Below are 21,455 nucleotides of genomic sequence, written 5' to 3' on the forward strand. Positions count from 1 at the left end.
GCTCGAACCAGATACCTCCTGCGTCGGAATGATAGTTGAATTGTAAGACAACTTACCGCCGGCGAGAGCACCCCATTCGCCACGGTTACTTTTCCCAATATCCCGTTCCCCAACTTGATGCGCTACCTGTTCTACACTATTGCTCTACTCTTCACGTCCTTATCAACGCTTGCTCAAAAGGCCAAGCCCACTGAAAACCTGGTGCAATATGCCCACCCCATTGTAGGGACAGCCAAGATGGGGCACACGTTTCCGGGCGCTACGGTGCCTTTCGGGATGGTGCAGCTCTCGCCCGATACCGACACGCTCAGCTACGAGCAGAACGGCAAGTACAACCCCGACGTGTACAAGTATTGCGCCGGCTACCAATACGCCGACAAAACCATCGTCGGCTTCAGCCACACGCACTTCAGCGGCACCGGCCACTCCGACCTCGGCGACTTTCTGGTGATGCCCACTACCGGCCCCTTGCAACTCAACCCCGGCACGGCCACGCAACCCCAACATGGCTACCGCTCCGCTTATTCCCACAGCACCGAAGTGGCCGAGCCCGGCTACTATAAGGTGAAGTTGGAAGACCACAACATCCTGGCCGAGCTAACGGCCACCAACCGGGTGGGCTTCCACCAGTACACGTTTCCGCAGTCCGACCAAGCCCACATCATCCTGGATTTGATGGCGGGCATCTACAACTACCCCGATAAAAACGTCTGGACGTTTGTGCGGGTGGAAAACGATTCGCTCGTGACCGGCTACCGCCAGACCCATGGCTGGGGCCGCACCCGCACGCTGTATTTTGCCCTCCAGTTTTCGAAGCCCTTCCGGCAGTACGGCAGCCGCAATTATTCGCCCAAGCAGGTGTACCGCGGCTTTTGGGGCCGGTTCGATCAGAGCAAGAACTTCCCTGATTTGGCCGGCGAGCAGCTCCGCCTGTACTTCGACTTCCAGACCCAAGCCAACGAAAAGATCAAGCTCAAAATGGCTATTTCGCCGGTGAGCACGGCCGGCGCCTTGCAGAACCTGCGCGCCGAAGCACCCGGTTGGGATTTCGACAAGGTGAAAGCGCAGGCTCAGCAGCTCTGGCAGCAGGAGCTAAGCAAGGTGGTAGTAGAGTCGCCGAATAAGGTAGACAAGGAGAACTTCTACACCGCCATGTACCATGCCTTCTTGAGCCCGACCACCTACATGGACGCCGACGGGCAGTACCGCGGCCTTGACCAGAACATGCACCAAGCTGAGGGCTTCACCAATTACTCCACCTTCTCGCTCTGGGACACGTACCGCGCCCTGCATCCGCTCTTCAACCTGCTCCAGCCCAAACGCAACGCCGACATGGTGCAATCTATGCTGGCCCACTTCGACCAGAGTGTGGAGCACATGCTGCCCGTTTGGAGTCACCACGCCAACGAGAACTGGTGCATGATTGGCTACCACAGCGTGCCTGTCATTGCCGATGCCATCGTGAAGGGCAATGCTCCTTTTGATGCCAACAAGGCCCTCGACGCCTGCGTGACCACCGCCCGCCAGCAGTGGTACGACGGCATCGGCGACTACTTGCGGCTGGGCTACGTGCCCGAAGACAAGAGCGGCTCATCGGTGTCGAAAACGCTGGAATACGCCTACGATGACTGGTGCATTGCCCAGGCCGCGCGGAAATTAGGCCGGCAGGACATCTACCAGGAGTTCAGCAAACGCGCCCAGAACTGGCAGAACGTGTATGATAAGCGCATCGGCTTCATGCGCCCCAAGCTCTCAGATGGCACTTTCCGCAAGGAGTTTGACGTGCTGAGCACCCACAACCAAGGCTTCATCGAGGGCAACGCCTGGAACTACAGCCTCTACGTACCCCAGGACCCGGCGGCGCTCATCACCACCATGGGGGGCCAAAAGCGCTTCGTAGAGCACCTAGATTCCTTGTTCACGATGAACTTGCCCGATAAGTTTTTCGCCGAAACCGAGGATATCACCCGGGAAGGCATCATCGGCAACTACGTGCACGGCAACGAGCCCGCCCACCACGCCGCCTACCTCTACAACTGGACCGCGCAGCCCTGGAAAACCCAGGCCCGCGTGCGCATGATTCTGCCCAAAATGTACCGCCCCACCCCCGACGGCCTCGGCGGCAACGACGACTGCGGCCAGATGAGTGCTTGGTACCTGTTTTCGGTCCTGGGATTCTACCCCGTCGCGCCCGGCTCCGCTGATTACGCCTTGGGCAGCCCCGCTCTGCACGGTGCCACCCTGCACCTGGAGAACGGCAAAACCTTCCGCATCACCGTCAAAAACCAGAGCGACAAAAACGTGTACGTGAAAGAAGCTCGCCTCAACGGGCAGAAACTCACGCGGCCATTTCTGGCGCACCAAGCTATTATGGACGGCGGCGAGCTAACGTTCACCATGGCGGCAAAGCCATAAAAGTTGCATGACCGACAAATTCCGACTCAAGCTAGCGGCTCTTCATTTCCTCTCGTAGTCATGCACCTACTTACCTTCCGAAGAGCCCTCCTCATTGCCTTGGTGCTGAGTAGCACTGCGGTAAACCTAGTGGCGCCAACCACGAAAATAGCCACTGCAACATCTGCTGCGTTCTGAGAAAATAGCGAATGAGTGCCCGTTACAACTGACGAATTTTAATGTTTTTATACCACACTTTGTCGCCGTGGTCTTGCAACGCAATATGACCTTTTTTAATGCGGCCGTAGCTTGGCATGGAAGCAAACTTGCTGTCTTTTACCATTGCTTCCCATTCGGGACTCAACAATTGATATTCCACCACTTTTTTGCCGTTGAGCCAATGTTCTACGTGTCCTTTGTTGACTAGCAACTTAGCTGTATTCCACTGGCCCACAGGCTTAACAGCCGCTGTAGATAAAGGAATTAGATCGTATAGAGAACCGGCTTGGCGGTTGCCGTTTTTGCCCATTTTAGCGTCCGGGTGCTTTAAATCATCGAGCACTTGCATTTCAGGGCCGGTCACGTACGTGGCGTTGTATTGCGGGTCTTCCGACACGTTATAAATAATGCCGCTATTTCCTCCGTCTGAAATCTTCCAGTCTATGACAAGCTCATAATTCTCGTACTGGTTTTTGGTGACAATATCACCCCCGCCTTTACCCGTCAAGGCAATAGCGCCGTCTTCAAGTTGCCAAGAGGCCGGCACTGCGTCTTTCCGAAAGCCCTTGAAATTTTCCATTGATTTGCCGTCGAACAGTAATACCCAACCGGCCTTTGCCTCTGATTTGGTTAAGGTATTATCTGCTTTAACAGAGTTGCTGTCCGCTTTAAAAGCGCAGACAAAAAGCAAAGTGGCACTAATGGCGAATGAAAGAATGGCATTCGTCTTTTTAAAGTAAGTCATGCTTTCCAAAGTAAAAGTTCAGAGACCAATTTTTCAGGCAACACGTAAGAAATGTACGTGTTAGCAGGTATTGCGCAAGCTATTCTGAAGAGTGCTTAGACCACTTATTCATAGCAAAGCTATTTTTTAGCGGAAGATGCGGACTGAGACGCCAGAGAATTAATCCAATTAGCAATTTTTAAAGCATCTTCCTTTTTTACCTGCGGCATGGGGGGCATCTCAGTGGCATATTCCGGCCAATTTTGCGGTTTGGGATTATGAATGAGCTGCACAATCTGCTCCGGGGTATAGCGGCGTTTGGCTACCTCTTTGTAAGCCGGGCCTACTTGCCGCTTGTCTGCGTTGTGGCAGGCCAAGCAGGTGTATTTTGCCAGCAAGGGCTTGACCAGTTCCAACGAAGGCGTCTTGTTCACTACCGGCGTGACTTTAACCATTGCCTTGGCTCCTGTCTTCTGAGTGGAGGTGGCCGTAGTGCCTTTGGGCTTGCTTTCCGGGGCTTTGGCGGCTAGTTTAAAGTTGAACCGGTCGGCCATCAGCTTGGTGGGGATTTCAATTTTGCCGTACGCCGTGCCGGAGTTCCGCGTGCTCACCTGATTGAGCGCCAATTTCTCGCCGTCCGGAATATTGTTTAGCGTGTAGAAAGCGGTAGTGTGCACGAGCGAATACGAATTCTCTTTTTCGCGCACGCCTTCCAAGGTGATGTTGTGAATGTAGTTCTGGCGCAGGTTGTTCACTACGATGCGCGCCTTCAACCCGTCCTCCGATACTTTCACGCCCTTGATTTGGTGTTCTTGGGTGTTCACCGGCGGGCTACCGTAAACGGGGTGGTACTTATACGTGAAGCTTTGCACCGCATAAGAAGCCAGGTCTTCCGCCGATTTGCGGTCTACGGGTTTCGTAAATTCGATTTCAAAACCATCGGGCCTGGCGCTGATGGTCCGCATTTCGAAGGGCATGCTCTTGTTCCAGACCAAACGTTGCAAGCCCGCGTTGGCCTCTCCGGCCGAACCCCAACCCCGGTTCGTCTCGCCCACAAACAAAGAGCCATCCGGGGCAAACGCAATCCGCAGCACGCCCGACTGAAAGTCGCCGCGGAAATCGAAAGCAACTCCCTGGTACTCGCCTTTTACTTTTTCCATGACCACCCGCATAATTTTGCTTTGGCCCTGGTCGCCCACCAACAGCTGACCGGCAAACGGCCCGAACGTGTTATCGGGAATCTTGATAATTTCGGAATTGGAAATCCCTAGAATGGTGTGGGGCAACGTAACCGCCTGCGAGCGAAACCCTGGAATGGCTTTTTTGACGTCGGCCACCGTCACAAACTTCTCATTTACCACGTTCTCCGGCTTTATTGCCTTACCTGCGGAGTCTTTTACGTCGCGCGGATCCACGAGGGCGTTGAATTGCTCGGTGGTAACTTTGAGGGGAGAGTTAGGCAAGCCCGTCCATTTCAAGCCCGCTGGGTGGCCGGTGAAAGCACCTTTCGTTACGTGCCAGATCCCGCCGGAGCCCACATATTCACCTTGGTTGTCGGTATAGAACAACTCTCCATCAATCATGCCCAGGCCGGCCGGCGACCTCATGCCCGTGGCCCAGGGCTGCATTTTGCCGTCGGGCGTGATATTCATCGTCCAGCCCCGCCACGGCACCCGGCTTTCTCCCCGCCACCACTGCTCATTGCCAAACGCCACGTTACCCGAGACGAAGAAAGACCCATCGGGCGCGATTTTGGGGCCGAAGGAGTATTCGTGGTAATGCCCCGATAAAGGCCAGGCGTAGACCGTTTCGTACACGTCGGCTTTGCCGTCGTTGTTGGTATCGACCAGCTTGGTTAACTCGCCGCGCTGGGCACAGTACAAGGCGCCGTCTTTGTAAGCCAGCCCCAGTATCTCGTGCAAACCAGAGGCAAACTTCCGAAAATAGGGGCGGCGGCTGGTGGGGTTCTGCACCACAAAAACGTCGCCCCGGCGGGTAGAGACGCCTAAGTCCCCGTTGGGTAACATGGCCAAACCTCCCACTTCCAGGATGATGCCTTCGGGGGCGGTTACCCTCATTATTTTAAAGAAGTCTTCTTCCTTGGGAGTTTCCTGCGCCTGGGCACTAAGCCCGACCGTTGCTGCGACAAACAGCGGTAGTATGGCCCGGCGAATAAAACGAGAGCAAGTATTGTTGGTGGTATTTCCCATAGCAAAATTGGCTGATCGGTCTGGGTTCGGAATTGATTTCAATTGGAATTTCTAACTGATTTGTATTTCAGTTTTAGCTTTTTAAATAAGCTTGCTGAATTAAAACAGCATAGAATACACCAGCTTCTCTTTCATTGGAACAATAAGTTCTTTGCGACCATTCGTATCACGAATTACAGGTTTGGTGCCGCCGACATTGGTTACTTGTAAATAATACGCTTTACCATCGACCAGGTACCAGCCTTTCTCTTTTTCTTCGATATTACTGCCTTCGGCTAATTTCGCATATAAATTAGCAGCAGGGTTTTGCACGGTTATTTCTCGGCGCAATCCTTGGCCATTTTCCAGCACCCGAATAGCATCCGATACTTTCGCGCCGTACACTTGGTACACAAAAGTTGGGCAGTCGTTTTCGTCGAGGGTGTAGCCTTTGGGCCGGTAGCCGCTCCCAACCGTATCCGTTGCCCAAGCGCTTTGCGCAGTAGCTAACTTGGCCAGCGAGAAAACGGGTTTACCGAAGCGGCACACGGCTCCTGCGGGCCGAGAAGAGCCGTCGCCGCGCTCGTGCCACATGGGCGTGGCGTCCAGAAAATTGCCGCGCCACATCTGTATCATGTTGCCCTGGTCGAGGTCGTAGGTGTAATGCACTTTTTCGGGGCTGCCCACATTCACGGCGTGTACCACCCGGCTCTGATCCGGTAGATCCATAAAGCTGCGCAGCACGGTAGTTACCGGAGCTTCCACCAAAATAGGATCCGGAACATTGGCGTTTGCCGGCTCCGGAGCCATTTTTACGCCGTTGGTGATGGTGATATTGCGAAAAGCCACGGCCCCGTGGTCGCCCTGAAAACGCAACGGCCCCGTGGCTTTTTCGTCGTTGGCCATAGCGCCGCGGGTCGGGCCCAGCAGCTCCACTCCGTCGTGAATGATTACACCGTTTAGTTCGAGCCGTACGATGCGGGCGTTGGCGGTTTTGCGGCCGCTGCCATCGAATGTAGGAGCCTTAAACGCCACTTTAAGGTGCTGCCACAGCCCCGGAGCCCGGCTCGCGTTTTGGCGGGGCGCGTACCCTTGGTAGCCTTTCTGGCCTTCGGGCTTGCTGTCGTCCCAACGCTCATAAATACCGCCGTTGTCGCCCGCATTCACGCTTTTACGGCTCCAGCTATCCATCAGCTGTATCTCGTAGCGGCCTTGCAGATAAACTCCGGAATTAGAGTTTTTGGCCAGCATGTAGTCGAGTTCCAGTTCGGCGTCGCCATACTCGGCGGTGGTGTATAAATCGGCCCCGTGGTTCTTTTTGTCGGGAAGGTTTACCAGGATGCCGGTTCCTTTCGTGGGCTTCAATATGTTGTCCTTCTCCAGGCTGGCTTCTACATCACCGGCAATTTGCCAGGTTTTGCCGGGGCTTTTAAAAGCTGATAAGTCTTGGAAGGTAATAGCATTATCAGTTTGGGCGAAGCTACCAGGAGTAATGCCTAAACAAACAACAATTGCTAAGAGCAGCTTGCGAGTCAGACAATTTGTATTCAAAATCATCGGTTTGTTTTTTTAAGTGTTTTCTTTCTTGAGCTGTACTTCGCTAAATCAGTCTTTAATAATTCCAAGTGGATTTTATTTAGCTTAAAAAATTGCCTGTTTATATTTCAGATGAGATAATTTTCTGGAATAACATCTATGCACGTGAATTAGAGTTATTAATTAGGATATATTAATTTAATAAATCTGGTGCCACTAGCTGAAGTAAAAGCAAATCGAAACTAATCCACTTTCGCGTTACCTTTTAGATTCGCTGAGGTGAAATCACCACTACCAGCATTCAGGCTGCTTTCAAGCCTTGGCGCTACTTCTCTGAAAGGCTCTTATCCGCCTTAAGCAATGGCGCATGAATCTGCCGGAGCGTCTTGATTGGGATTTTGACAACTTCCCGGTCGTAGGTAAGTAGCCCGTTTACTTCGCCCTCCACGTCGGTAGTCTGCGTGTAAACGGCTGCCGACAATCCCTTTTGCTGGTAGTACTCCACTATTTTGGCGTACTTCTTTCGGTAGGCCTTCAACACGTCATCGGCCGAATGATAGGTTTGGTAGCCCCAGTTGCGCATTGTGGGGTTCCACAGGTGCCCCTCTATCGGCCAGCCGATGCCCCCAAATTCGCCGATGGCAACAACGCGGTTGGCTTTAGCTGCCGGCGCAACGGGCTCTTCGGAATACGTATGGATGTCGAAGAAGTCGCCGGCGCCCCGGTCGTTCCAGCCCGACACGGCGTTGACGACCCGGCTCGGGTCTAGGTTTTTCACCCAGGCCGTCAGCCGCTCGTTGTCGTACTGGCCCCAGCCCTCGTTGTGCACCACCCAGGTTACAATGCTCGGGTGGCTGTGCAGGCGGTTCATCATCCGGCGCAGTTCCAGCTCGATCTGCTCTTTGGCCACGGAGCGGCGCAACGGCTCGGCTTGGTCGCCGGGTGCCTCGTTCTGGCCTTCCAGAAAGCCGGATGGCATATCCTGCCACACCAAGATGCCGAGCTTATCGCACAGGTAATAGTAGCGGTCGGGCTCTACTTTGATGTGTTTGCGCAGCATATTGAAACCTGATTTTTTCAGGAAGTCAATCTCGTAAATCATGGCTTCCTCCGAAGGCGGGGTGAGCAAGCTGCCCGGCCACCAGCCCTGATCAAGCGGGCCGTTTTGGAACACGAACTTGTTGTTGAGTTGCAGCACGGGCTGGCCCGCCACGGGCCCCGGCCCTACGGAGATTTTGCGCATGGCGAAGTAGCCCGTCACGGCATCGAGTGGGGCGCCCGTAACCGTGGCCTTGGCGTAGGCCGCGCGTAGGGCTTTCACTTGGCGCGGGCGTTTGTTGCGCGGCGTATCGCCAAACGGGTCCGGCACGGTTACCAGCTCGGTTTTCAGGTCATAAAGGAAAGGTTTGTCGGGTGACCAGAGCTTGGGGTCTTTCAAATCTAGGTAAGCCGTCGTGCCCGACCGGACGAGGGTCGTAGCGACGGTCCGCTTGCCGTCGAGCGCCGTGAGCTGGATAGCGGTGGTGTAGTTGTTGGCGGGTTGGTTGAGTAGCACCTCCACCCGCAACCGGCTGGAGTCCAGCTCGGGCGTGAGCCGGACTTCTTCAATGTACGCTTGCTTGGGCACTGGCTCCATCCAAACCGTCTGCCAGATGCCCGACACGGGCGTGTACCAGATGCCATTGGGCTTGAGCAGTTGCTTGCCGCGCGGCTGCTCGTCGGTTGACGTGGGGTCGAGTACGCCGAGCAGCAGCTGGTTTTGTCCGGCTTGCAGGTAGTCGGTTACGTCGAAGCTAAACGGGTCGGAACCACCTTTGTGCGACCCCACCAGCCCGCCGTTCACCCACAAGCTGCACTCGTAATCAACGGCGCCGAAGTGCAGCAGCACCCGTTGGCTTTGCCATTCTTGCGGCACATTCACGCTGCGCCGGTACCAGAGCCGCTGCTCCGGCGAAAACGGCTTGGTAACTTTCGACAGCGTCGATTCCACGCAGAAAGGCACCAAAATTTGCCCGTCGAAGGAGGTGGGCGCGGGCGCGGTGCGGGCAGTAATGGCGTAGTCCCACATGCCATTTAGGTTTTGCCACTGCGGACGCACCATCTGCGGGCGCGGGTAGTCCCGCCAGGCATTATCCGCTGTCACCTGCTTTTCCCAGCGGCTAAGGATGGGAGCCGGCCCCACCCGCGGCGCGGGAGTTGGGGCCGCTGCCTGGGCTAAGACATCGAAGCCGGCTCCGAACAGACCAGCGCCAAGCCCGATACTGAAAAGAATGCGTCTAATTGAGTTCATAGGAAAGGGGTGGGAATTGTTGGAGTGGCGAGGAAGCTAGGAGCGAAGGGAGTAGGTAAGAGGGGTGAAAATCTCTTTTGGCCGGTGCGCTATGTTGGACGAGTTGGAAAAGCGGCGGTGTTCGCGCCGTAGAGCGGCATCTATTCTATTTGGTTTTCGACTGAGTGGTTTTCAACTGAGTGGTTGTTGGCAACGGCGCGGAATTGTAGAATGCTCGGCAGCCGTCCGGCGTAAGGCGCAAGGCAACTTCCAGCACGGTCATGCCGTCGGTGGCGGGCAGCAGCTGCGAGGTGTAGTTAGGGCAGGGGTGGCCTTTGGCATCGGGAACGGGCACCGGCGCCAGAACTTCCTGCCAAGGCCCCTGGCCGTTGCGGCGGTTCACCATGAAAACCTGTCCGCTTTGGGGGGCTTGCTTGTTGTCGGTGTTGTTGAACAGCAACTGCCCGATGACCAGCAACTGTCCATCAGGCGCTCCGGCACTCGGGGCCCAGGCCAGCGTGGGCGCGTGCGCAAAGTGGTGGCCTTCCGTGGATTCGACGCGGGTGCCCATCGTGGCCGCATCGCCCCAGGTTATTCCGTCGGGGGAGGTCCGGATATAGACGTCGCAGCCTTGCCCACAAACCTCGTAGGCCATAGCGTACTGCCCGTTGGGCAAGCGGCGGACGGTTGCCATGCCGGGGCGCAGCAGGCCGTCCGGCTTACCGACATCTATCATTTCCGGCCCCCAGGTCTGGCCGCCGTCGGCGGATACTTTGTGGGCCAGCATCTGGTTGTAGCCGCGGGCTTTGCTTTCCTCGCTGGAATAATACACCACCAGGCGGCCCCGGCTATCGAGGTTGAATTCTGGCTCCCACAGCCCAATATAGCCACTAACGGGCGTGGAAAAGTAGGTCCAGGTACGCCCTTGGTCGGGGCTGCGGTAAAGCCGAATCGAACAGGGCCCCCGTCCCCCTTGGTCCGTCCCGACGGAAGTGGACCAGAACAAAGTGCCGGCGGGCGTACCAGGTAAGTCGCGGGGCACTTCGTAGAGGCCGCTACAACAAGTACGAGGAGGCGTGTTATCGGTGACGGTACCAACTTTCTGCCAGGTGTGGCCTTGGTTGCGGCTTTCGTAAAAAATACCACTAGGGCCGCTATCAAGGCTGGCCAACAGATTGCCAGTTGCTGGACCGGCGTGCTCCAGCCGGATTACGCGGGGGTAGTACGTGGTAGTGCCCAGGTCTAGAGGTTGTTGGGCAGCGGCGGGCGCAAGCAACGCCAGCGTGCCCAACAACAGTAGCAGCCGCGGAAAAGCTAAAACGGCCATGAAGTGGAGAGAAAACACAGGTGGGCCATATGGTTATTCTCTAACTGGGTTAACAAGTCGCATGCTGATGGAAAAAGGCAGCGAAAAGCAAGCAAACTCCTAGGGCCTTTAAAATTTCAATAGTTGATTTTTCAGTGCACTAAATCGTTTAAGCCTGATTTCAAATTATCGGATTCTGAGTGAGCGTCATCACCCATTTCGTAGACCTGTATTTCGAGTTCTTGATGGAAACCGCAGTATCTGATTTCGTTCGGGCCAAGTGGATTGGCAGTTGTCAGGTTTACTTAAGTTTATCTTTTTCGTTAACCGCTACTTTTGAAAAGCTTTCTGTGTAAGAACCTTTCTTAAGATGAAGTCAGTTTTTTGAGTGCGAAACCAACTGGAAAACTCATTTGTGAGAGAACAGAAGTTTGCATTCAGAAACCAGCACAAACGATTGCTACGGTCAACTCCTTACAATCTCCGCAGGGTTGGTGCTGTGCTCAACCATTGGACTGGTTATGAAGCTATGCCACAGCGCCTAGTAAGTCTTACTAGGCCAATGTTAAGAATAACCTTGGCTGATTTCAAGAAAGCAAGAAAGTATTTGCGATTTATTTTAGATTCTCTTATCCTATTTGGTAGTACAACCAAGATCAGCTTAGGGAAACAATATGGGCTTTGTAAGCTGCTTCTATAGAAAAATCAGCTACCAATTAAAAGCAGAGACAAACGTTTGCACACGTCCTTGGATGTTCATGAATTTAGGGCGAACGGAATAGCTTGTATTTGTACTGCCAACTGATTGCGAGTTGTTCCAATTGTTGCGGATGTAGCTACGGCTCATTAGACCAGCTAGTGAGGCATAAACAAAGCGTTTACTGCTCGCCGGAGGGGCGAGGTATTTGCTGGTCGCGTGCTAAGGGACGCTGGAAGTTCGGCGAGCCATCGGCGTTCCAGGTGAAAGGTTGCGCTCGGGGCGAGCGAAAACGGCCACACCCTTGCCCAGGCTCATCGTTGGCGTGGTAGAGTATCCAATCCTGCGTACCGTCCGGGGACTTAAAAAAGGAATTGTGCCCCGGCGCGTACACCCTGGCCTGCGCATCTTGCTGAAACACGGGCACCGGCGATTTAGTCCAGGAACCTGGTTGTAACAAGTCGCTGTCGACCGAAGCCGTTAGCATTCCTAGGGCGTAAGATTCCGTCCAGCAGCCACTGGCCGAGTAAACTAGCACCAACTTGTTGCCGTGGCGAATCACTTCGGGGCCCTCGTTTACGTCGATGTGCGGCGGGTCGGCGGGGTTGCTGGTGTCGCCTTGACGCTCCCAGGCAAACACGGGCGTTGATACTTTCAAGCTTGGCCCCGTTATGGTCCAGGGGTTGCTCATGGGGGCCAGGTAAATGTTCTGGCGGCCGTTTACGTCCCCTTCCCATCCCGACCAGACAAAATAGAGTTGGCCTTTGTTTTCAAACACCGAGCCGTCGATAGCCCACCGATTAGCGGCGTCGGTTATCTGGCCCCGGTCGGTCCAGGTGCCTTGCAAAGGATCTGGGGAGTTGTTTTCGAGCACCCAGAGGCGGTGTGTTTGGTTGGTGCCCGCATCAGCCGCGTAGTACAAATACCACTTGTCGTTGAGGCGGTGCAACTCCGGCGCCCAAATGTCGTGGGAGTTGGGCCCGCTGGCGGGAGGCGTCCAGACCACCTTGCTCGGTGCGGTCTTCAACTGACTCAGGGACTTGGTTTTCCAGAGCGTCAGGTTACGGCCCGTGGTATGCGTGTAGTAATAGTAGCCATCGTGGTAAATGCTCCACGGGTCGGCGCCCGACGGGAGAAGCGGGTTGGTGAACGTTGCAGCGGTGGCAGCTGGCTTGGCCGCTTGTTGCGCAAAGCCCGGCGCTGCAAGTAGCAGCGCCAGGCATAGCAGCCAGCAGGAGGAAAGCATTTTCCAGTGCTTGTCCAGCGTCCGTCTCGGCGGGTAGCCCTGCGGGCTGCGCCGAATCACCAACGAATTAAAAGTAGGCCTACTGAACATTCTTGGCATTCAGCTTTTTAATCAAATCGGTTTCGTCTTGGCGGTAAGCGGTGCCGTCTTTACGAAACACCTCGTGAAACCACTCAATGGGTTCACTGCCATCGGGCAGGGGCGTTTCCCACTGGTACTTGGTGTTGGTTTTGCCGTCCACCAGGCCCCAGTTAATCGCGCCCACGTTTTGCTTTTTCAGCAGGGGCATGATGTTGGAAAAGCGCGAATTGCGGGTGCGGGCCATGTACTCGGTGCAGATCAGCGGCCGGTTATGGGTTTCCAGTAACTCGATTACGCGCTGGTGGGCCGCTACGTCGTCGTAGTTGTGGTAGGTGATGATATCGGAATGCTGCGCCTGGTAACTGTTTAACGCCTGGAAATCCCAGTTCCACAAACCTACACTCAAGGGCTGGTCGGGGTTCACTTCGCGAGCCCAGGCAAACACGTTGCGCACCAAAGGCAGGGAGGACGCCAGTTTGCCCCTGTTGCCCGGCTCGTTGTATAAGTCCCAGAGCAAGATGCGCTTGTCGGATTTAAAGGAACTCAGCACGTCCTGCACGTAGGGCTTCAGCTTGATAAAGGTGGTTGAGTCGCGGGAAGCCGGGTCGCCGGGGTCCTGGAGCCAGCCGGAATTGTGAATGCCGGGTTTGGGCGCGGGCTGTAAGCCAACTTTGGCGTCGTTGTTCCAGCAGTCATCGAAGAACACAAACATGGTCCGGATGTGGTGCTTGTCGGCAATGCCCAGGTAGGTGTTGAGCCGGTCCTTGAAGCCTTTCGGGTCTTGCTGCCAGGCCAGGCTATGCAGAAACACGCGCATCACATTGAAGCCGATGCTTTCGGCATACCCTAGCTCTTTGTCGATGGTGGTAGGGTCGAAGGTGGCGGCTTGCCACATTTCCAGCTGGTTGATAGCCGTGCTCGGCGTAAAATTGGCGCCCGACAGCCAAGGCTGGGTTTTGTGCCAGGCCTGCGCTTTCTCGGCGGACCAGCGTTGCCCAGCCGCGGTGGTGCTGGTTGCAGCGCCCTTGGTTTTGATTTTAGTTTTCTGCGCATAGCTGCCCTGCGAGGCCAGCAGGAGCAGGAAAAAGAGCACTAATTTCTTCATGGAAAAGGAAGGGAAAGATGAGAAAGAAAATCGAGCGGTGACTTCGGGGTGAGGCCGCTGGCAGTGCCGAAAAGCTGATAAGAACCCGCAAGCAACCTGCCCCAGATAGCAGCGCGCTATTCGCCGGACGGCCGCGGCTGCGGTTGTAGCAGCGAGGCTGGCTCGCCGAAGTTGGGCGTGCCATCCGGGTTCCAGGTGAAGCGCTGGGCGCGGGAACTGCGGCCGGCGCACTTGCCGTCGGCCGCAGCTTTGGCGTGGTACACTATCCAGTCCTCGCGCCCGTCCGGCGACTTAGTGAAACTATTATGCCCTGTGCCCCACACGCCGTTTTGAGCGGAAGGGCGAAACACTGGCTGCGGGGCCTTACGCCACGATTCGGGGCGCAATAGGTCACTGCCTTCGGCCGCCGTCAGCATGCCTAGCGCGTAGTTGTCGTCCCAGCAGGCGCTGGCCGAATAGACGATGTTGAGCTGCCCTTTCCGACCAGGTAAAAATTCGGGCCCTTCCAGAATCTGACGGCCGCCGCCTTTCTCCCAGGCGTAAGTCGGTTGGGCCAAAACCACTTCCTTGCCGGCCCGCAAGGTCCAGGGGTTATCCATCGGGGCAATGGCCAGCACGCTTTGCGGCCCCACATAAGCCGAGTACAGAAAGTAACGCTGGCCGCCGTGCTCGAATACAGAACCGTCCAGGCCGGAATATCGGGTGTTGATTTTGCCTTTGTCCACCCAGGTACCCGTAGTCGGATCGGCACTGGCATTTTCGAGCACGAAGACGTAGCGGGTGTTGTCACTGGAGTTCACTTTGTTGGTGGCCGTGTAGTAGAAGTACCACTTACCATCGAGTTGATGCAACTCCGGCGCCCAGATGGCATCCGAGTTCATGCCGGTGGCCGGCGGGGTCCAGACCACTACCGGTTTAACTTGCGCTATTTCACTTAGAGCCTTGGTTTTCCAAATAGTAAGGTTGCGCCCCGTGGTGTTCGTGTAGTAATAGTAGGGGCCCTGCCGGGTAACCCACGGGTCAGGACCATCTTCCCGGAGCGGATTCATGAACGTCGAGGCCGGCTTGCTTTCAACCTGAGCCAACAGTTCGACGGTGGGAGTGAGGATACCACTCAGCAGAAGCAGAATGCGTAACCAGCTAGCAGTCAGCATGGCAAGAAGTAAAGCAATTTCGGTTAAGGAAGTGTACTCGAACCTTTTGGCGGAGGTGGGGCCACGCTGAAGGGCTTCAGCCTGCTGCCATTGAAAGGTAGATAGGGGTGGCCAGCAGCCAAGTGCCAGCTTTCGTTTGCTAGCCGTTAGCTGTGCAAGGAATCATTCGGGTGTACAAAAACCATCCTGTTCTTGCTGATCTGGTACATGTTGACCCGGTATTAATAAAAAGAAGGCAGCCACTGGCTGCCTTCTTTTTTTGGGGGTCTTTTAAAACTCTATTTTTTGCACCGGTGAGTAGAATAACTCACTCACCCCCTGGGTTCTCACCCCAACGCGGGCGTAGCAGAAACTTCTAGCCGTTGCGGGCAAAATAAAGGATAGACTCAGATCTTTATTTAGATCTGCTAGTGCAGAACCAGTTAGTACGTTGCCTGTATTTCTGGCTCTTTCAGCATCAGTCAATGGAACTCCGTTGTTGGTATCCACAAATTGCGTCGTGCTGACAAAGAGCGTGACCGACTCGATGTTACGGCTTGTCACAACCCGGTTAACTCGGCAGGTAGCCGTAATGGCGTTGCCAGTTTTCTGGAATGTCGCGTTCTGCACAGTATAGTAGGGCTGTACCGGCACGTCTACGACCGTATTGCCACGCACCTGTACATCGATGCTGTCGGTGTTGTTGACCCAGGGTCCATTGTCGCGGAGCCGAACCAGTTTGTAGTTGCCATCAAAGACCGTGGCCGAAAAACTGCCGTCCTGGGCCACGTACACCGGGATTTTGTTGCGCAATTGATACCCGTATTGCCACATCTCCAACTGCACGCCGTTGGTGCGGACGCCCACAGTCTGGTCTTGGTATATCACCCGTCCGGTCAGGTTGGAGCTAGGCGGGTCAACATTGTCTTTGGCGCAGCCGACGAACAGGAGAACACCCGCCAGCAGGAGACTATTAAGTAGTGATTTCATGAACAGAGGCTATTCAAAAGGATTACGGACAAGCTTCGGATTGCTACCAATCAAGCCTTGGCCAATGAACGTGTAGTAGTTCAGCAACTGGAAATTGCGCGGCGTGCGGAAGCGGGGGGCCACCAGTCGCTCGTACACGTATTTGCCGTCTCGTGGGTCGCCGGGGCGCACTACGCGGTAGGGATACAGCACGTAGGCCACCGCGTTGTAGTTGTTGGGGTCGCCGTTCCAAACCTGGTGGGCAATGCGCCAGCGTTTCAAGTCCCACACCCGATGGTCTTCGAAGGCCAGTTCCACGCGCCGCTCGTTCTGAAGGCGAGCCAGCGTGAGCGTGGCGGCGGTGAGGCTGTTGGCTGGGAAGCCCGCCCGCTCCCGCACCCGGTTCACGTAGGTTAGCGCATCGCTGGTTTGTCCTAGCTCAAAAGCGGCTTCGGAGGCATTAAGCAGGATTTCGCCGAGGCGGAAACGCACCCACCACGTGTCGCTTTGCACGCCCCGGGTGCTGGACTTGGGCACCGGGTCGATGTACTTGCGCAGATAAAAGCCTGTGTTCGATACTTCGGTCTGCGTGGGCTGCGGGCCGGAGCTGCCCGTTAGCAGCTTGCCGTCACCGTTCGGGAAAACAGGCGGCGCGTACAAGGTGCCCAAGCCCCCTTCGATAGTCTGGTACCCAGTGCCATTCCAAACCTTCACGCCGGCCTGCATCTGTACTTCCTGACCCCTGAAATTGGTACCGGGATAGATAACCGTGCCGTAGAGCCGGGCATCCTTGTTGGCGAAGGGACCGGTGAGGTTATCATAGTAGATGTAATCTGTGTTGGCCGCGTTACGGGTTACAATGGTGCCCGGCGTGCCGTCCAGGTATTCGTAGGCTTCTACCAGATTCAGGATGGGCGTGATAATGGACGACGACAGGTTGTCTTCGCGGATGCCGCGGGGAATATTGTCGTAAGTAAAGAGGTGCCGCCGGTTTTTAGCCGTCAGAAAGTCTTTCGCTAAAATCACTTCGGGGTTAGGCGCCTTCTTGCTGATGGCGTCAAAGAAGTTCTCCCCCAGGTTCGGGTTGGCCCGGTACAGCGCAAACGGCCCGTTGATAATCTCCCTGGACGCGTCCAGTGCTTTCTGGTAATATTCATTGGCCCGCGCCGCTGGAATGCCTACTTCGCCGCCGGGAGTTTGGATGTTCAGGCCCGAGAGGGCATTGTATTTGGCGATAGAGCCGGCATAGAGCATGGCCCGGCTTTTCAGGGCCATGGCCGTGTAGCGGTTCGCGCGGGTGGTGCTAGGACCATTTTCCGCATTGCCGAGCGTGCCTTTGATTTCATCTAGCTCGCTGGCAATGAAGTCGTACACTTCCGACTCTTTATTGCGCGGAAATTGCAAGGTTGAGGCATCCCCACTGAAGTCGTATATCAACTGCTGCGTGATGATGGGCACCCCACCCATGCGCTTCACCATCTCGAAATAGGTGTAGGCTCGCAGAAAGCGCAGCTCGGATTTGAACTGCGTCTTTTGCGCATCCGACAGCGACGTGCTGAACTTGTCGATGTTATCGAGCGCTAGGTTTATGTCCCGGACCAAGCCATAATCCCAATAGGCCCAGCGAAAGCTATTATAGGTAAACAGGTCGTTTGGCCCGTTGCCATTGCCCGACCACATGGCTTCGTCGTAGGCGGCGTAGTCCCCAAAGTTGATGTCAATCTGGGTATGGCCGGGCAGGCGGTCATAATAATTGGCTAGGAGGCTGGTAATTAAGTTAGGGTCATTCCAGATCTGGGCCTCCAGCACGATGCTGGGCGACTCCCGTTCCAGGAAATCTTTTTCGCAGGCCGAAAGGCCAACCAGTAGGCCCAAACTTAGGGCAACAGTTTTAGAAGAGAGCTTCATGAGGTAAGGGTGGATTAGAAGCTGAGCGAGAAACCAGTATTAAGCAGGCGCTGGGGCGGGTAGACCAGAGCATTGCCCGAAGCAATTTCGGGGTCTATCTCGAGGTCTTTCAGGGTGCTGATCACGTAAAGGTTGGTGGCATTCACGTATACGCGCAAGCCCGATACGCCGACTTTGCTTAGCAGCGGCTTAGGCAAGTTATAGGCCAGCTCCAGGTTACGCAAACGCAGGTAGCGGACGTTGGTAATCCAGAAGTCGTTGCGGCGGTTGTAGTTGGCGTGGCCGGCGTTGTCTTTGCGCACAGCCGGGTACTTACCCGAAATCCACGGGCTATCGGCGTTGAACGGATCTTCGTGGTGCCAGCGGTCCTCGAAGGTGTAGTTGGGTGAGGTGCCGTTGTTCTGGAACGGAATCAGCAGCTCAAACTCCCGCTGGTAGGTTTGCATACCAGCCCCCACAATATCAAAGCTTAGCGTGAAGTTCTTGTAGCCCAGGGTAGTGTTCAGGGCGTAGTTGATGTAGGGCGTAGCGCCTTGGGCGTAACCAATAGGCCGCTCATCCAAGATGTTAATCACGCCATCGTTGTTGACGTCCTTGTAAATAAGATCACCCGGCAGTTGGGTGCGGTTGCCCTGGCCGTCGTTGTCAACGGGATGGTCAGCAACTTCCTGCTCCGATTGGAACTGCCCCTCAACCTGATAGCCCCAGCCGATATTCGACCAGCGGTCCTGGAACGAGAAGCGGTACTCTTCCCAGGAATTACCGAAGCGAGGCTTGTACTGCGTCAGGTCCCGTTGCCGGGCCAGCGTAGCGTTGACGCCCACGGTGTAGGTCAGGCCACCCGCTGTTCCCGAATAAGCCAAGGCGCCTTCCACGCCCCGTACGGCATCGGAATTAAGGTTGTCCTGCGGCAAGGTATAGCCCACCTCAGAAGGCAGCAGCACATCGTAGCGGGCGGCGGGCAAGCCCCGACGCTCGCGCTGGAACACATCAAACTGACCCGTTATCTTGCCTTCCAGAAGTCCGAAGTCCAAGCCCACGTTCGACGTAATGTTCGTTACCCAGGAAAGCGTAGTGATGGGCAAGCCACGAGGCCGTACGCCGAAGGTATAGTTACCATTAAAGATGGCGCTACCCGAAGGAAAGTTGTAACCGGGTACGTAGCTGTAAGGAGCAACTAAGAAGTTATTGTTGTCAGGGTTATCTAAATCGTCGGCGCCGGTACGGCCGTAGCTGGCGCGCAGCTTCAATTCGCTCAGTACGTTACCGATGCGCTCCTTCACGAATGACTCCTCCGTAACGCGCCAGCCCAATGATGCGCCGGGGAAAAAGCCGTAGCGGTTACCGGGGGCAAACAGCCAAGAGCCGTCGTAGCGGCCCAGCACTTCCAGCAGGTATTTCTGCTTGTAGTTGTAGTTGACCCGGCCGATATAGCCCGCTCGCGCCCGCTCAAATATTTCATCAAGCAGGAAGTCCTGACTGGCAAACAGCTGAATGGGAATCGTATTGTTCGGCGGTACGGTGTGAATGATATTGTACTTATTCTCGGTGTCGTAGCGCTCATACGCTGCTACTGCCGTAATGCCATGGTCGCCTAGCTGCTTGCTGTAATTTAATTGCAGTTGGCCGAACCGATCAATAACGTTACGACGCCGCGTTTCGCGCCAGGGGTTTTGGTTGCCCCAGGCCGGGTTAGTTTCGTAAACGCCCGTGGTGGCGTTGTATTTGTAGGCGTTGTAGGTGTACTCGAAGCCGCTGAAGTCGAAGTTGGTGAAGTTGTAGGAGCCGGTAGCTTTAGCGCTCAAGCCAAAGTCCCAATCGTACTGCGTAAACAGGTTCACTTTGCCTGACCGGAAGTAGTCCTGGCTGTAGCCGGTCACTGCCGTCTGGTACGTGGCCGGATTGACGTTGACGTTGTGCGTTTGGTTGATATAAGCCGGATTGTCATTGGCAAAAGGCCGCTCCGTAGGCCACATAGTGAAAATACTTAGGAACGGATTGAAGTAATCGTCGATGCCTGGTACGCCGGCCTGAAACCGGTCCTCGATACGTCCGCTAATCTGCGTACCGATTTTCAGCTTCGGCGTCACGCGGGCTTCCACGTTGGCCTGCAAGTTGGTCCGCTTGAAGCGAAAGTCCCGGATCAGTGCTTCCTGCGACAAGTGGCTGCCCGATATGTAGTACGTTACGTTGTCGGAGCCCCCCGAGAAACTGCCATTGACAAAGTATTGTGGTACGTTGGGCCGCAATACGAACTTGTGGTAGTCGAAGCCCTGGTAGCCGGGCTCGGTGCCCACGCGCCACTTTTCCAGCTCGGTCGGGGTGAGAGGAGCTCCCGAGACGGGGTCATTCACGATCTGCTGAGTACGCCGACCCTGTTGGGCCAGATTCTGCTCCGACTCGATTAGGGCCCGCTGGTGCTGATAGGCATTGGCGGGGCGCGGATACTGCGTTAAATTCTGCCAGCCGTAGTAGCCCGAAATGTTAATAACTGGCTTCCCTTTCGTGCCGCGCTTCGTCGTGACCAGTATAACGCCGTTGGCCGCTCGTAAGCCGTAGATGGCCGCCGAAGCGTCTTTCAGGACGGAGACATTGTCGATATCATTGATGCCTAGGTTGTTGAACTGCCCCACATCGGCTACGATACCGTCGATGACGTACAGCGGGTCGCCCATATTGCGAATCTGGATGCTAGTGCCATTACCGGGACGGGCGTCGGGCTGGCGGGCTGAAATGCCCGGCACGCGACCCACCAGGGCGCTGGTAGCGGCCACGGCCGGGGTGCGGGTAATGTCTTCCGACTTAACCGCGCTTACTGCCCCCGTCACCGTAGCCCGCGACTGTGTGCCGTAACCGACTACCACTACCTCATCAAGCGCCTTGTCGTCGGAGGCTAGTTTGATGGAGAGCTTCGCCGAGCTAGCCGGCACTTCCTGCGGCCGATAACCGATAAACGAGAAAGCCAGCACGGCCCCTTCGGGTGCCGTGATACTGAAATTTCCCTGAGCATCGGTTTGCGTCCCGTTGGTAGTGCCTTTCACTACTACGTTGACGCCGGGCAGACCTTCTCCCTTCGTGTCCGTGACCGTGCCCGTCACGGTTATGTCGGCCGAATTTGTGTTGATACTCCACGAAATTCCTTCCCGCACGAGTGCAGGGTAGTTGCCATCATCAGAGGCCCCGAAAGCGACCCCAACCGAAGCACACAAGGCAATCGGCGTAAGTGAAGCCCGCGCAAGAGTTTGGGCTTTTCTAATAGGTATTCGATTTTTCATAAGCGCGTGGGTGTTGGATTAGAGAAATGAAAGTGCAAACCAAAGCCAAAGCAGATACCTGTGACTGAACTTTGTCTACTTGGCTAATCCATTTTAGCTGATGAGAAGGAATTAGAGAAGGACGTTTGGGCCGATAAATATGCAAACGTTTGTTATAAGAGCAAATGAAAATTTTGCAAACGGTTGTTCTTTTACTGCGAAGCGAAGATGATTCCCGTAATTAGCAACTACATGCCGGCTTTTATGACTTTATAATTATAAAATGTACCGCACTGATACTGCATAAACATTAATTTTAAAGATATTATACAATTAGTGTTTATGACTCGGTTGCGATACTAATTTGTCAACGTACTGTTTCAGGATGCTTACTAGAGTTACATTGAAGGAAGCTAGACGAAAAA

The 21,455-nt window shown here is 55.2% G+C and carries 12 protein-coding genes and 1 pseudogene; 1 reads left to right on the plus strand and 12 read right to left on the minus strand.

Going from position 1 to position 21,455, the window contains the following annotated elements; translation table 11 throughout:
* The first annotated feature begins 117 nt into the window (after positions 1 to 117).
* Positions 118 to 2,415 carry a GH92 family glycosyl hydrolase gene (locus ACFE7X_RS13015; RefSeq protein WP_375436104.1) on the plus strand — a complete coding sequence of 766 codons (2,298 nt, stop codon included), beginning with the start codon at positions 118 to 120 and terminating at the stop codon, positions 2,413 to 2,415.
* A 199-nt stretch (positions 2,416 to 2,614) separates the two neighbouring features.
* On the opposite strand, the gene ACFE7X_RS13020 is transcribed toward ACFE7X_RS13015, so the two are convergent.
* The 12 genes and pseudogenes from ACFE7X_RS13020 to ACFE7X_RS13075 all read right to left on the minus strand — a co-directional run.
* Positions 2,615 to 3,358, minus strand: coding sequence for a DUF1080 domain-containing protein (locus ACFE7X_RS13020; protein WP_375436105.1), 744 nt, complete (start codon positions 3,356 to 3,358; stop codon positions 2,615 to 2,617).
* 119 nt (positions 3,359 to 3,477) lie between these two features.
* Complete coding sequence (locus ACFE7X_RS13025) at positions 3,478 to 5,547, minus strand: c-type cytochrome (RefSeq protein ID WP_375436106.1); 2,070 nt, start codon at positions 5,545 to 5,547, stop codon at positions 3,478 to 3,480.
* A gap of 99 nt (positions 5,548 to 5,646) precedes the next feature.
* Positions 5,647 to 7,083, minus strand: a complete 1,437-nt coding sequence (locus tag ACFE7X_RS13030) for a DUF1080 domain-containing protein (RefSeq protein WP_375436107.1) — start codon at positions 7,081 to 7,083, stop codon at positions 5,647 to 5,649.
* Positions 7,084 to 7,387: 304 nt separating this feature from the next.
* Positions 7,388 to 9,352, minus strand: a complete 1,965-nt coding sequence (locus ACFE7X_RS13035; protein ID WP_375436108.1) for a glycoside hydrolase family 2 protein — start codon at positions 9,350 to 9,352, stop codon at positions 7,388 to 7,390.
* A 145-nt stretch (positions 9,353 to 9,497) separates the two neighbouring features.
* The gene (locus tag ACFE7X_RS13040; RefSeq protein WP_375436109.1) at positions 9,498 to 10,658 is read right to left on the minus strand and encodes a sialidase family protein; all 1,161 of its coding nucleotides are present in this window, start codon (positions 10,656 to 10,658) and stop codon (positions 9,498 to 9,500) included.
* A gap of 857 nt (positions 10,659 to 11,515) precedes the next feature.
* Entirely contained in the window at positions 11,516 to 12,670 is a 1,155-nt protein-coding gene (locus ACFE7X_RS13045) for a family 43 glycosylhydrolase (RefSeq protein WP_375436110.1), read from the minus strand.
* Positions 12,660 to 13,766, minus strand: coding sequence for a 1,4-beta-xylanase (locus tag ACFE7X_RS13050; protein WP_375436111.1), 1,107 nt, complete (start codon positions 13,764 to 13,766; stop codon positions 12,660 to 12,662). The genes ACFE7X_RS13045 and ACFE7X_RS13050 overlap by 11 nt, the downstream gene beginning before the upstream one ends.
* Positions 13,767 to 13,882: 116 nt before the next feature.
* Complete coding sequence (locus ACFE7X_RS13055) at positions 13,883 to 14,920, minus strand: family 43 glycosylhydrolase (protein ID WP_375436112.1); 1,038 nt, start codon at positions 14,918 to 14,920, stop codon at positions 13,883 to 13,885.
* A 270-nt stretch (positions 14,921 to 15,190) separates the two neighbouring features.
* A complete protein-coding gene (locus ACFE7X_RS13060) occupies positions 15,191 to 15,889 on the minus strand; it encodes a DUF3823 domain-containing protein (protein ID WP_375436113.1) in 699 nt (232 codons plus the stop codon).
* A gap of 9 nt (positions 15,890 to 15,898) precedes the next feature.
* Complete coding sequence (locus tag ACFE7X_RS13065) at positions 15,899 to 17,776, minus strand: RagB/SusD family nutrient uptake outer membrane protein (RefSeq protein WP_375436114.1); 1,878 nt, start codon at positions 17,774 to 17,776, stop codon at positions 15,899 to 15,901.
* 14 nt (positions 17,777 to 17,790) lie between these two features.
* Positions 17,791 to 21,051 (minus strand): SusC/RagA family TonB-linked outer membrane protein, encoded by a 3,261-nt coding sequence (locus ACFE7X_RS13070; RefSeq protein ID WP_375436115.1) that lies wholly within the window; start codon positions 21,049 to 21,051, stop codon positions 17,791 to 17,793.
* Positions 21,052 to 21,134: 83 nt separating this feature from the next.
* Positions 21,135 to 21,200 (minus strand): annotated as a pseudogene (locus ACFE7X_RS13075) (hypothetical protein); the annotation flags it as partial.
* Positions 21,201 to 21,455: the final 255 nt, after the last annotated feature.

The organism is uncultured Hymenobacter sp. (assembly GCF_964242765.1).
Taxonomy (GTDB): domain Bacteria; phylum Bacteroidota; class Bacteroidia; order Cytophagales; family Hymenobacteraceae; genus Hymenobacter.